Consider the following 12,527-nt stretch of genomic DNA (forward strand, 5'->3'; position numbering starts at 1 on the left):
GCGATGTGACACACGTCACATCGCACGTGCTTAGCTGCTCTAAATGCAGGCACAATGCCATCTTTGTTTGCCGGGTCGGAGCTTTACCCTTGCCGCGTTCTTCCGCTGTACGTTTCAGTCATTTTTTGCCATCGCTGCTGTTGTTGCTCGCGGGGCTTGCGGCTGCTTACGTCAAGGATCTCAACGTCTTCTTCACTTCGCTGTTTAACGTGCTGCCCACTCTGGTGCTGTTGCTCGGCGGGGCGTATTGCGCGGTTTACCGACGTCAGCGTGAACTGTTTCTGATGGTCACGGTGTATATCGCCTACTTCCTGCTCGACACCCAGACCGACTTCTACCGCGACAACGGCAAAGTCCGTGAAGACGCCGCCGTGGTTTTCCATCTGTGCTGTCTGTTGCTGCCGTTGCTCTTTGGCGTGTTCGCCGCCTGGCAAGAGCGTACTCACCTGTTCCAGGACATGGTGGCGCGCTTTGCTGTGTTGCTGGCGTTCGGCAGCGTGGCGCTGGGGCTGGAACAAAGTTACCCACAGGCGCTGCTGATGTGGCTTTCGGAGATCCGCTGGCCAGCTTTGCATGGCGCCTGGATGAGCTTGATTCAGTTGTCTTACCCGGTATTCATTGCCTCATTCCTGTTACTGGCCTGGCAATACTGGCGCAACCCAAGACCCTTGCATGCTGCGCAATTGGTGGGGCTGTTGGGATTGTTCTGGATGTTGCCGAAAACCTTCATCCTGCCATTCACCCTGAACATCATGTGCAGTCAGGTGATGTTGATGATTGCCGCCGCGGTTGCCCATGAGGCCTATCAGATGGCCTTCCGCGATGAGCTCACCGGTCTGCCGGGTCGCCGCGCCCTGAACGAACGCATGCAACGGTTGGGGCGCAATTACGTGCTGGCCATGGGCGACGTCGATCACTTCAAGAAATTCAACGACACCCACGGCCACGATGTCGGCGATCAGGTGCTGCGATTGGTCGCCAGCAAGTTGTCGAAAATCAGCGGGGGCGGTAGGGCATATCGCTACGGCGGTGAAGAATTTGCTCTGGTATTCGCAGGCAAAACCCTCGAAGAGTGTATGCCGCACCTGGAAGTCATCCGCGAATCTATCGCCACCTACAACATCCAATTGCGCAATCAGGACAACCGTCCTCAGGATGACCAACAGGGACGCCAGCGCCGTGCAGGCTCGGGTACGTCGAGTGTATCCGTCACGGTCAGCATCGGTGTCGCCGAGCGGTTGGAGCAACGCACGCCGGAAGAAGTGCTCAAATCCGCTGACCAGGCGCTCTACAGCGCCAAAGGCGCGGGGCGAAATTGTGTGATGGCCTTCGGTCAGAACCGCCGTGGGGCGGTGCGCATGGACGCCGCTGCGGGTTGAGTGATGATGGCGCATTCAGCGTCTGGACTGTGATTGTGAGGCGTGGTGCGCGGCAGTAGGTTTGAGCAATCTGCTGCCGGAGAAATGACCATGCCCGAGTACAAAGCTCCCCTGCGCGATATGCGCTTTTTGATCGACCACGTCTTCGATTTTCACAGCAACTACGCCGCGCTGGGCGCCACCGATGCCAGCCCGGACATGATCAATGCGATTCTTGAAGAAGGCGCAAAATTCTGTGAAAACGTTCTCGCACCGCTCAACCGCAGCGGCGACGAAGAAGGCTGCCATTTCGACAACGGCGTGGTCACAACGCCTACAGGCTTCAAGCAAGCATTCGCACAATACGTTGAGGGCGGCTGGCATGGTCTGGCGGCGGATCCGGTTTACGGTGGCCAGGGTTTGCCAAGTTCTTTGGGTTTGGTCATCAGTGAAATGGTCGGTTCCAGCAACACCTCCTGGGGCATGTACCCTGGCCTGACTCACGGTGCGATGTCGGCGATTCACGCCCATGGCACCGAAGAGCAGAAACAAACCTACCTGAGCAAGCTCACTGCCGGCCAATGGACCGGCACCATGTGCCTGACCGAAGCCCATTGCGGCACCGATCTGGGCATCATCAAGACCCGCGCCGTGCCTCAGGCCGATGGCAGTTACGCGATCTCCGGCAGCAAGATATTTATCTCCGCCGGCGAGCACGACATGAGTGACAACATCATTCACCTGGTGCTGGCCAAACTGCCGGACGCTCCCGCCGGTACCAAGGGCATTTCGCTGTTTATCGTTCCCAAATTCCTACCCAATGCCGAGGGTGAAGCGGGCGAGCGCAATGGCGTTTCCTGCGGTTCGATCGAGCACAAAATGGGTATCAAGGCCTCGGCCACCTGCGTGCTGAATTTCGACGACGCCAAAGGCTTCTTGATTGGTGAGCCGAACAAGGGCCTGAACTGCATGTTCACCATGATGAACCACGCTCGGCTCGGCACCGGTATGCAAGGTTTGTGTCTGGGGGAGGCGAGCTTCCAGGGCGCGATCAAATACGCCAACGACCGCCTGCAAATGCGCTCGCTGACCGGCCCGAAAGCACCGGAAAAAGTCGCCGACCCAATCATCGTTCATCCCGATGTGCGCAGAATGTTGCTGACCATGAAGGCCTTCAACGAAGGCAACCGGGCGCTGACCTATTTCACCGCGCAGTTGCTGGACGTTGCTCATCTGAGCCCGGATGAAACGGCGCGTCAGGATGCCGAAGATCTGTTGGCATTCCTGACGCCGATCTGCAAAGCCTTTATGACCGACACCGGGCTGGAGGTGACCAACCTCGGCATGCAGGTGTTTGGTGGCCACGGTTTCATTCGTGAGTGGGGCATGGAGCAGCTGGTTCGCGACTGCCGGATCGCGCCGATCTACGAAGGCACCAACGGCATTCAGGCGCTCGACTTACTTGGGCGTAAAGTCCTTGGCAGTCAGGGAAAACTGCTGCGCGGCTTCACCAAAATCGTCCACAAGTTCTGTGCGGCAAACACTGAACATCCGCAACTCGGCAGCTATGTAGCGCAACTCAATGGCTTGAATCAGCAGTGGGGCGAGTTGACTACCAAGGTCGGTATGGCGGCGATGAAAAATCCGGATGAAGTCGGCGCCGCCTCGGTGGATTACCTGATGTACAGCGGCTACATCATCCTTGGCTATCTGTGGTTGCGCATGGCGTTGGTGGCTCAGACGCAGTTGGAGGCGGGCGGCGGCGATGCCGATTACTGCCGGGGAAAACTGGCAACCAGCGAGTTTTACTTCAAGCGTTTGCTGCCACGCACCGCCGCACATCGGGCGGCCATCGAGGCGGGCAGCGATTGTCTGATGAAACTGCCGGCGGAGTTGTTTGCGCTCTGAGGAATATTTGAAAGCTTCGCGGGCAAGCCTTACTCCTACGGTTCTATGTCGTTCACGTGAAATGCATGCGACACGACCTGTAGGAGCGAGCGGTGCGGCGATCCGACTTGCCCGCGAATGCGTTTTGGCACCTAAGACATCCGCCTGATCTTCAGTGACTAAAAATAACAAAACAGTCATGAGTTGACCCTATGTGTCGTAAAAGTTGTTGAGGTACACTCGGACACAACGAAATCACTATTCTACGAACCACCTGTTTAGATCTTGCGAGGTTTGCCATGGCTGACTACAAAGCGCCCCTGCGCGATATGCGCTTCGTCCTCAATGAAGTTTTCGAGGTCGCCAAACTCTGGGCCGAACTGCCTGCGCTGGCCGAGACCGTCGATGCGGAAACGGTTGAAGCCATTCTCGAGGAAGCCGGCAAGGTCACCAGCAAAAGCATCGCGCCCCTGAGCCGTGCAGCTGACGAAGAAGGTTGCCACTGGGCCGACGGTGCCGTCACCACCCCGGCCGGTTTCCCACAGGCTTATCAGACTTACGCTGAAGGCGGTTGGGTCGGTGTCGGTGGTGACCCGACCTACGGCGGCATGGGCATGCCCAAGGCGGTTTCGGCGCAGGTCGAAGAAATGGTCAACTCCGCGAGCCTGTCGTTCGGTCTGTACCCGATGCTGACCGCCGGCGCTTGCCTGTCGATCAACGCCCACGCCAGCGAAGAGCTGAAAGCCGCGTACCTGCCGAACATGTACGCCGGTGTCTGGGCCGGTTCCATGTGCCTGACCGAGCCGCATGCCGGTACTGACCTGGGGATCATCCGCACCAAGGCCGAGCCTCAGGCCGATGGCTCCTACAAAGTCAGCGGCACCAAAATCTTCATCACCGGCGGTGAACACGACCTGACCGAGAACATCATCCACCTGGTATTGGCCAAACTGCCCGACGCGCCAGCGGGGCCGAAAGGCATTTCGCTGTTCCTGGTGCCGAAGTTCATGGTCAATGCCGATGGCAGCCTGGGGGCGCGCAACCCGGCGAATTGTGGTTCGATCGAACACAAGATGGGCATCCAGGCATCCGCGACCTGCGTGATGAACTTCGACGAAGCCGTGGGTTACCTGGTCGGTGAGCCGAACAAAGGCCTGGCGGCAATGTTCACCATGATGAACTACGAGCGTCTGGGCGTCGGCATCCAGGGCCTGGCCACTGGCGAGCGCTCGTACCAGAACGCTATCGAATACGCTCGCGACCGTCTGCAAAGCCGTTCGCCGACCGGCGCGCAGAACAAGGACAAGGTGGCTGACCCGATCATCGTCCACCCGGACGTGCGTCGCATGCTGCTGACTATGAAAGCCTCGAATGAAGGCGGCCGTGCCTTCTCCACTTACGTGGCGATGCAGCTGGACACCGCAAAATTCAGCGAAGACGCCACCACCCGCAAGCGCGCAGAAGATCTGGTTGCGCTGCTGACGCCGGTGGCCAAGGCCTTCCTGACCGACTTGGGTCTGGAAACCACGGTTCACGGCCAGCAGGTATTTGGCGGTCACGGCTACATCCGTGAGTGGGGCCAGGAGCAACTGGTTCGTGATGTACGGATCACCCAGATCTACGAAGGCACCAACGGTATTCAGGCGCTGGACCTTGTAGGGCGCAAGATCGTTGGTAGCGGCGGGGCGTTCTACAATCTGTTCGCTGACGAGATTCGTCACTTCATCGGGACAGCCAATGCTGACCTGGCGGAGTTCACCCAGCCGCTGAGTGATGCGGTGGGAACCCTCGACGAACTGACTGCGTGGTTGCTGGATCGGGCGAAAAACAACCCGAACGAGATCGGCGCGGCGTCGGTCGAGTATCTGCAAGCATTCGGTTACATGGCCTACGCCTACATGTGGGCACTGATGGCCAAGGCAGCCTTCGGTAAAGAAGCGCAGGACGATTTCTACGCGAGCAAACTCGGTACGGCGCGGTTCTATTTCGCACGTCTGCTGCCGCGTATTCACTCGTTGAGCGCGTCGGTAAAGGCCGGTAGCGAATCGCTGTTCCTGCTGGACGCAGGACAATTCTGACCCTTTAACGTTATGTAAGCATTCTCTTACATAACGTGCTGCTGTTTTCCCATAGGCGAAGATTGGATCCAGAGCTAATCTACTTCACATGGACGTCGCGCAGGAAGCGCAAAGCAACAACATGGACACGTAGGATTCTGCCAGGATGGCGGAGTGAAATGGATGTCAGGGAAACAGTCTGCAAAGCCCCGCTTCGGCGGGGTTTTCTTTTGTCTGGAAAAAAGTACTCAGCTCAACCCCTCCAGTGTCGCCGGGCCATTCAAGTGGTCATCCGGCCCATTCATCACTTCTTCCAACAATGTCCGCAACAACGTCAGCGAAGCCTGTTGCCGCTGCACATCCCGACACACCAATCCGACTTTCAGCGGCACCCGCGGCTCGCTCAGAGGCTTCCACAGCAAAGCCTGATCGGCATGGGTCTTTTGTGAGCGCCCAGGCAGAACCGTCGCCAGTCGCGTGTGCGGCAGGCTGTCGAGAATCCCCGCCATGTTGTTCAGCTCAGCCTGCACCTGCGGGCGACGTCCAAGATTGGCCAATTGCGCCTGCCAGATCTGCCGCACCTGAAACTCCTCACCCAGTAGCAACATCGGCAACTCGGCGGCTTGGCTCATGGATACTTTCTTGAATTCCCGCAACGGGTGGTCCGCCGGGATGACAAGGGTCAGTTCATCTTCGTACAACTGCACGCCGTGCAAACCCGGCTGACGGGGCGGCAGGTAACTGATGCCAATGTCCAGAGATCCGTTGAGTAGCCGCCGCTCGATTTCCAGGCCGGTCAGTTCATAGATCTGCACCACCAAATGTGGCTGTGCCTTGCGCACGCGTTCGAGCATTTGCGGCACCAGACTGGAATGGACGGTCTGCAGTACGCCGATGGCCAAGGTTCGCAGCGCCTTCCCTTTGAAATTGCCCAAGGCTTCGCGTGCGCGTTGCAGGCCATCGAGCAAGGGCAGCGCATGGTTGTACAACGTGTGGGCCGCCAGGGTGGGCAGCAGACGTTTGCTGCTGCGTTCGAACAGGCTCACATCGAGGTTTTTTTCGAGTTGGCGAATCTGCTGGGACAACGCTGGCTGGGAGATTGAAAGTCGCTCGGCGGCCCGACCGACGTGGCCTTCTTCGTAGACCGCGACGAAATAACGCAGTTGCTTGAAATCCATAAGTAATACTTATCGAAAATGCTGGGAAATCGAAATGGCTCAGTGCCTTGCCTAAGCCTAGTCTAACCGCATTCACAAGGCTTACAGGGCCAGAGCGCACGATGAATACCGTTTACGACGATGGTGTTTACATAGGCAAGGCAGAAAACCTCAAACGAGGTTTTATCCAATGAATCTGTTCAACCTGCGACGCAAACCACCAAGCCTTGATGACCTGGCGATGGATACCTCCCAGTCGTCCAGAAGCGACAACTTATCCAGCGAGTGCCTGATGCCCAGTGTCGAACGGCCGAAACAGATTTTCGTGCGGGGCCAAGGCTCATGGCTGTGGGACAGCGATGACCGCGCTTATCTGGATTTCTCCCAGGGTGGCGGCGCCAATAGCCTCGGACATAGCCCCTCAGTACTGGTCAAGGCGATTTCGGAACAGGCTCAGTCGTTGATCAACCCAGGTTTCAGTTTGCATAACCGTGGCATGCTCAATCTTGCCGAACGGCTCTGTACCTGCACCGGCAGTGACCAGGCGTACCTGCTCAACAGTGGCAGCGAAGCCTGTGAAGCGGCGATCAAGTTGGCGCGCAAATGGGGCCAGCGACATCGTGGCGGCGCTTCGCGGATCATCGTTGCCAGTAAAGGTTGTCATGGCCGTAGTCTCGGGACGATTTCAGCGTCGGACAGTTCGAATCTGATCAACCGATTCGAGCCACAACTGCCGGGCTTAAGTCATGTCCCGTTCAATGACCTGCCAGCACTGCATGCGGCCGTAGACGCCCAGACTGTCGCAATCATGCTCGAGCCGATCCAGAGCGAGGCCGGAGTGATTCCCGCCACCGAACACTACCTCAAAGGTGTCGAGCGCCTGTGTCGTGAGCTTGGCATCTTGCTGATACTCGACGAAGTGCAAACCGGCCTCGGTCGCTGCGGCACCTTGCTCGCCGAACAGTCCTACGGCGTGCGGGCAGATATCGTCGTGCTCGGCAAAGGGCTTGGCGGTGGCGTGCCATTGGCGGCATTGCTGGCACGGGGCAAGGCCTGTTGTTTCGAAGTCGGCGAATTGACCGGCACGCATCATGGCAATGCACTGACGAGTGCGGCCGGTCTTGTCGTCCTCGACAACGTGCAGGACAAGGGCCATCTCGATCATGTACGGGAAATGGGTCAGCATCTGCGTGAAGGGCTGAGTCGTCTGGCTCATCGCTATGGTCACGGTGAATTGCGCGGGCAAGGACTACTCTGGGGGCTTGATCTGTCCGACGATTCGGCTGAGGCCGTAGTCAAAGCTGCGTTGTACGAAGGCTTGCTGCTCAACGCCCCACAACCCGATTGCCTGCGCTTTACCCCGGCCCTCACCGTCAGCAAGGCCAATGTCGACGAAATGCTCCTGCGTCTGGCCCGCGCTTTCTCCCGCGTACGCACCGCGCAACTGCAGTGCCGCAAAGGTATTGCGGTCTGATCAGACCCGTCCTACACGAATTCCAGAACCGTCTCGCGGTATAACGCATCGCCCCACGCCTGATTCTTTTGGCGTGGGCGTTTTTTTCTTCATCGGTATTTGGAGGGGCTGTGATCAGAGTCCACAACTGAACCCTGAAGAACGCCGCAGGTCGATTAGCTGTAGGGTTCACAAGAGCCTACTTCAATCAGGAGCTACCCCATGGACTTTATTCGAATCCTCATCGCCATTCTGTTGCCGCCACTGGGTGTGTTTCTGCAAGTCGGTTTCGCTGGGGCATTCTGGCTGAACATTCTGCTGACGTTGTGCGGTTACATTCCTGGGATCGTGCATGCGGTGTACATCATCGCCAAGCGCTGAGTTTTGTGGCGCCGGTTAAATCACATTCGCGAGCAAGCCCGCTCCCACACGCGACCTTCTGTGAACACATCATTTGTGAACACCAGAGATCAAATGTGGGAGCGGGCTTGCTCGCGAATGGGCCGCCGCAAATAGCTGCACTGAGCGCAGACTTCAGTCCGCCAACGCCATCACCCTTTGATAAAACAACCACTCCTGCTCCAGCGCATGGGCCTGATTGCCGGCCTTGCGAAAGCCATGGCGTTCGTCGGCGTAGTAATGCGCTTCAACCAGAATCCCGTTGTCCTGTAGCGCAGTGACCATGTCGCGGGTCTGTTGCGGCACCACCACGGCGTCCAGTTCACCTTGAAAGAAAATCACCGGAACGCTGATGTTGTTCGCGTGCAGCAATGGCGTGCGTGCGGCGTAGCGTTCAGCGTCCTGCACCGGGTCGCCGATCAACCAATCCAGATAATCGCCTTCGAACTTGTGCGTAGCGCGGCCTAGCGCAACGGGATCGCTGACGCCATACAGGCTGGCGCCCGCACGAAAGACCTTGTGAAAGGCCAGTGCGCACAACGTGGTGTAGCCACCGGCGCTGCCGCCACGGATAAACGCCTTGTTGGCGTCGATCAGCCCCCGATCGGCGAGGTAGGCCACCACCGCACAGGCATCTTCCACATCCACATCGCCCCAACTCAAATGCAGCGCCTGGCGATAAGCGCGGCCGTAGCCGCTGCTGCCTCGGTAGTTGAGGTCGGCCACGGCGAAGCCGCGTTGTGCCCAATACTGGATTCGCGGGTCGAACATCGGGTAGCAGGCCGAAGTCGGGCCGCCGTGAATGAACACCACCAACGGCGCTTTCGTGTCACCGGTCATCGCCGGGTAGAAGAAACCGTGGGCCTCTCCCGAACCGCTCGGATAGCGCAGGGTTTGCGGGCGGCTGATCTGTTCGGCGGGCAGCGGTGCGATACCGCCGGCCAGAACGTTGACCAGGCGTGTTTCACGGTCGATGGCAATGATTGCCGACGAACTGACCGGCGAAGCGGCGATGCAGTAGATGAACTGTTCATCCTGTGCGAGATGGCGGAAGCGGCTGTAGTCGCCCGTGAAATCGTCACAGGAGCCATCGCCATGACAAAGCCCCAGTCGACCAAAACCGCCCTCGGTCCAACTCGCCAGATAGGTGTCTTCGTCCAACGGCAACCAGGTGCAACCACCCAGTTGCCAAGGCGCCGGTCCATGGTCGGCAGCAGCGCTTGGGAGCGGATTCAGACCGTTGCCCGACTCCACCCACGGCTGCCAGAAACCGCCTCGATCCGTCAGACAAAACAGACGGCCGCAGTCATCGAATCGTGGTTGTTGCAGTGACTCCTGGGCACCGTCACCCGCCACACAGTGCGGTGGCGCAAAGGTGTGATCGCTCTGGCGTTTGGCAACCATCAGGCGAGTGGCGGTCCAGGGCTGATCCGGGCGATTCCACTCGATCCAGGCCAGACGTAGACCGTCAGGACTCACGGTCGGTGCCGCGTAGAAGTCGGCGCCTTCGGCCAGCAGATGACGTTGTCCGTCAGCCAGATCGATAGCCACCAGGCGATGTCGATCGCGGTTCTCTTCCACCGCCAGCACTTGCCCGTTAGCGAAGTGCAAATCGCCGTAGCGGCATTCACTTGAAGTCAGTACCTCAGGCGCCTCACCGGTCAGCGATTGCCGATACAGCTGCTGATCGGCCTCGTTAACGAAAACCAGCCCGTCATCGGTCAGACAAAACGACCCGCCGCCATATTCGTACACCCGGCTGCGCACACTGAAGGTGGGCGGTGTCAGGCAATGAGCCTGACCGTCGCGCCACTGCCAGATTCGGCAGGCGGCATCCTCGGGGCGGTACTCGTTCCAGAACAGGCCATGTTGCCCGACCTGCAACTCGGCGAAGTCGATGCCGGCCGCAACAGCCCTGGCGGCGCTCAAGGGTTCAGCTTTTGGCGATGAGGCGTGAGTTTCGTTCATTGCGAAAGGCCAGTTGTTCGATGGTCTGGGACGCGTGCTCGGCTTCTTCGCGGGCCTTGAGGATCACGCCGTGATGTTCCGACTTGCTGCACACCGGGTCGGCGTTGCTCGCGTCACCCGTGAGCATGAACGCCTGGCAGCGGCAGCCGCCGAAGTCCTTTTCTTTCTCGTCGCAGGAACGGCACGGCTCGGGCATCCAGTCGTAACCGCGAAAGCGGTTGAAGCCGAACGAGTCGTACCAGATGTGCTGCATGCTGTGGTCGCGCACGTTGGGAAATTGCACTGGCATCTGTCGGGCACCATGACAGGGCAAGGCAGTTCCGTCCGGCGTGACCGTCAGAAAAATACTGCCCCAGCCGTTCATGCAAGCTTTCGGACGTTCTTCGTAATAGTCCGGCGTCACGAAAATCAGCTTGCACGGATGCCCTTCGGCTTCCAGTTTTGCGCGGTATTCATTGGTGATGCGTTCGGCGCGAACCAGTTGTTCCTTGGTCGGCAACAGGCCGACCCGATTGAGCTGAGCCCAACCATAGAACTGGCACGTCGCGAGTTCGACGAAGTCTGCCTCAAGGGCAATGCACAGCTCGATGATCCGGTCGATCTTGTCGATGTTGTGCCGATGCGTGACGAAGTTCAGCACCATCGGGTAGCCGTGAGCCTTCACCGCACGGGCCATTTCGAGTTTTTGCGCGAAGGCCTTTTTTGAGCCGGCCAACAGGTTGTTCACCTGCTCGTCGCTGGCCTGAAAACTGATCTGGATGTGGTCCAGACCGGCCTTCTTGAAGTCGCTGATTTTCTGCTCGGTGAGGCCGATGCCGGAGGTGATCAGGTTGGTATAAAAACCCAGCTTGCGCGCCTCAGCGATCAGCTCGGCGAGGTCTTGGCGCACCAGCGGTTCACCGCCGGAAAAGCCCAGCTGCGCCGCGCCCATCTCCCGGGCTTCGCGGAATACTTTGATCCACTGTTCGGTGGTCAATTCTTTGCCCTGCTCGGCGAAATCCAGCGGATTGGAACAGTACGGGCATTGCAGCGGGCAGCGATAGGTCAGCTCGGCCAGCAACCACAGTGGCAGGCCGATTTCAGGCTTGGGCGGTAACTTGTCTGACACGGAATCAGGCAAGTTCGATCCAGTGCTGAGCACGGGCGACCTCCATGAATTGCTCGATGTCGTCACCGAGCTCGGGCACGCCGGGGAACTGTTTGTCGAGCTCGGCGATGATGGCCGCGACATCCCGTTGGCCATCGATCAAGCCGCCGATCAGCGCGGCGCTGTCGTTGAGTTTGATCATGCCTTCCGGGTAGAGCAGCACATGGCCTTTCTGCGCCGGTTCGTACTGAAAACGGTAGCCAGGGCGCCAGGTCGGGGTTTTGCTGCGATCGAAACTCATACGATGATTCCTTTATGCCAGACCCGCTGCTCGGTCACGCTGTGGTAAGGCGGGCGGTTCAGTTCATAGGCCATGCTCATGGCATCGAGCATGCTCCAAAGAATGTCCAGTTTGAACTGGAGAATTTCCAGCATGCGCTCCTGGCCTTCCCGCGTAGTGTAGTGCTGCAAAGTGATCGCCAGACCGTGCTCCACATCCCGGCGAGCCTGGCCCAGACGCGTGCGGAAATATTCGTAACCGGCCGGGTCGATCCACGGGTAATGCTGCGGCCAACTGTCGAGGCGCGATTGGTGGATCTGCGGCGCGAACAGCTCGGTCAGCGAACTGCTGGCGGCTTCTTGCCAACGGGCCCGGCGGGCGAAGTTGACGTAGGCATCCACGGCGAACCGCACGCCAGGCAGCACCAGTTCCTGAGAGCGCAGTTGATCCGGGTCGAGGCCGACCGCTTGGCCAAGGCGTAGCCAGGCTTCGATGCCGCCCTCTTCGCCGGGGGCGCCGTCATGGTCCAGCAGGCGCTGAATCCACTCGCGACGAATCTCGCGGTCCGGGCAGTTGGCCAGGATAGCGGCGTCCTTGAGTGGAATGTTCACCTGGTAATAGAAACGGTTGGCGACCCAGCCCTGGATCTGCTCGCGCGTCGCCCGGCCTTCATACATCGCCACGTGATACGGGTGGTAGATGTGGTAGTAGGCGCCCTTGGCGCGCAGGGCCGCTTCGAATTCGGCGGGGGACATTGCGGTGTCAGTCATTGCGGTTCTCCGGGTACAACCGGTGGATTCTTTGGTGTCTGGTCTGACGCCTTCGCGGGCAAGCCCGCTCCCACAGGATTACGCGATCACTGTGGGAGCGTGGCTTGCCCG

At 59.0% G+C, this 12,527-nt stretch carries 10 protein-coding genes; 5 read left to right on the forward strand and 5 right to left on the reverse strand.

The genetic code is table 11. The features are described 5' to 3' along the window. Positions 1 to 89: 89 nt before the first annotated feature. The 3 genes from ACZ3HH_RS10105 (at position 90) to ACZ3HH_RS10115 (ending at position 5,323) form a co-directional block, all read left to right on the forward strand. Positions 90 to 1,379 (forward strand): GGDEF domain-containing protein, encoded by a 1,290-nt coding sequence (locus tag ACZ3HH_RS10105; RefSeq protein ID WP_465804270.1) that lies wholly within the window; start codon positions 90 to 92, stop codon positions 1,377 to 1,379. A gap of 90 nt (positions 1,380 to 1,469) precedes the next feature. Next, positions 1,470 to 3,266, forward strand: coding sequence for an acyl-CoA dehydrogenase C-terminal domain-containing protein (locus tag ACZ3HH_RS10110; protein ID WP_465804271.1), 1,797 nt, complete (start codon positions 1,470 to 1,472; stop codon positions 3,264 to 3,266). 278 nt (positions 3,267 to 3,544) lie between these two features. Then, complete coding sequence (locus ACZ3HH_RS10115; RefSeq protein ID WP_465804272.1) at positions 3,545 to 5,323, forward strand: acyl-CoA dehydrogenase C-terminal domain-containing protein; 1,779 nt, start codon at positions 3,545 to 3,547, stop codon at positions 5,321 to 5,323. A gap of 227 nt (positions 5,324 to 5,550) precedes the next feature. On the opposite strand, the gene ACZ3HH_RS10120 is transcribed toward ACZ3HH_RS10115, so the two are convergent. Further along, positions 5,551 to 6,480, reverse strand: a complete 930-nt coding sequence (locus ACZ3HH_RS10120) for a LysR family transcriptional regulator (protein ID WP_465804273.1) — start codon at positions 6,478 to 6,480, stop codon at positions 5,551 to 5,553. A gap of 169 nt (positions 6,481 to 6,649) precedes the next feature. On the opposite strand from ACZ3HH_RS10120, the gene ACZ3HH_RS10125 reads away from it, so the two are divergent. Continuing rightward, on the forward strand, positions 6,650 to 7,933 hold the full coding sequence (locus tag ACZ3HH_RS10125) for an aspartate aminotransferase family protein (RefSeq protein ID WP_465804274.1): 1,284 nt from the start codon (positions 6,650 to 6,652) through the stop codon (positions 7,931 to 7,933). Positions 7,934 to 8,134: 201 nt separating this feature from the next. After that, a complete protein-coding gene (locus tag ACZ3HH_RS10130; protein WP_207284819.1) occupies positions 8,135 to 8,293 on the forward strand; it encodes a YqaE/Pmp3 family membrane protein in 159 nt (52 codons plus the stop codon). A 153-nt stretch (positions 8,294 to 8,446) separates the two neighbouring features. Here ACZ3HH_RS10130 and ACZ3HH_RS10135 read toward each other — a convergent pair whose 3' ends face one another. From ACZ3HH_RS10135 to pqqC, 4 genes are read right to left on the reverse strand one after another with little or no spacing between them, the layout of a single operon-like run. Next, positions 8,447 to 10,279, reverse strand: a complete 1,833-nt coding sequence (locus tag ACZ3HH_RS10135; RefSeq protein ID WP_465804275.1) for a S9 family peptidase — start codon at positions 10,277 to 10,279, stop codon at positions 8,447 to 8,449. Beyond that, positions 10,245 to 11,387, reverse strand: a complete 1,143-nt coding sequence (gene pqqE, locus ACZ3HH_RS10140) for a pyrroloquinoline quinone biosynthesis protein PqqE (RefSeq protein ID WP_465804338.1) — start codon at positions 11,385 to 11,387, stop codon at positions 10,245 to 10,247. Before pqqE ends, ACZ3HH_RS10135 begins: the two co-directional genes overlap by 35 nt. A gap of 4 nt (positions 11,388 to 11,391) precedes the next feature. Next, positions 11,392 to 11,667 (reverse strand): pyrroloquinoline quinone biosynthesis peptide chaperone PqqD, encoded by a 276-nt coding sequence (gene pqqD, locus ACZ3HH_RS10145; RefSeq protein ID WP_019580716.1) that lies wholly within the window; start codon positions 11,665 to 11,667, stop codon positions 11,392 to 11,394. Then, positions 11,664 to 12,416, reverse strand: coding sequence for a pyrroloquinoline-quinone synthase PqqC (gene pqqC / locus ACZ3HH_RS10150; RefSeq protein WP_123497360.1), 753 nt, complete (start codon positions 12,414 to 12,416; stop codon positions 11,664 to 11,666). The genes pqqD and pqqC overlap by 4 nt, the downstream gene beginning before the upstream one ends. Positions 12,417 to 12,527 lie beyond the last annotated feature (111 nt).

This window comes from Pseudomonas sp. PME37.24/025, assembly GCF_055556615.1.

Coding starts and splice junctions, on each gene's coding strand:
- ACZ3HH_RS10110 (WP_465804271.1), top strand. CDS start 1,470: ATGCCCGAGTACAAAGCTCCCCTGCGCGATATGCGCTTTTTGATCGAC.
- ACZ3HH_RS10115 (WP_465804272.1), top strand. CDS start 3,545: ATGGCTGACTACAAAGCGCCCCTGCGCGATATGCGCTTCGTCCTCAAT.
- ACZ3HH_RS10120 (WP_465804273.1), bottom strand. CDS start 6,480: ATGGATTTCAAGCAACTGCGTTATTTCGTCGCGGTCTACGAAGAAGGC.
- ACZ3HH_RS10125 (WP_465804274.1), top strand. CDS start 6,650: ATGAATCTGTTCAACCTGCGACGCAAACCACCAAGCCTTGATGACCTG.
- ACZ3HH_RS10130 (WP_207284819.1), top strand. CDS start 8,135: ATGGACTTTATTCGAATCCTCATCGCCATTCTGTTGCCGCCACTGGGT.
- ACZ3HH_RS10135 (WP_465804275.1), bottom strand. CDS start 10,279: ATGAACGAAACTCACGCCTCATCGCCAAAAGCTGAACCCTTGAGCGCC.
- pqqD (WP_019580716.1), bottom strand. CDS start 11,667: ATGAGTTTCGATCGCAGCAAAACCCCGACCTGGCGCCCTGGCTACCGT.
- pqqC (WP_123497360.1), bottom strand. CDS start 12,416: ATGACTGACACCGCAATGTCCCCCGCCGAATTCGAAGCGGCCCTGCGC.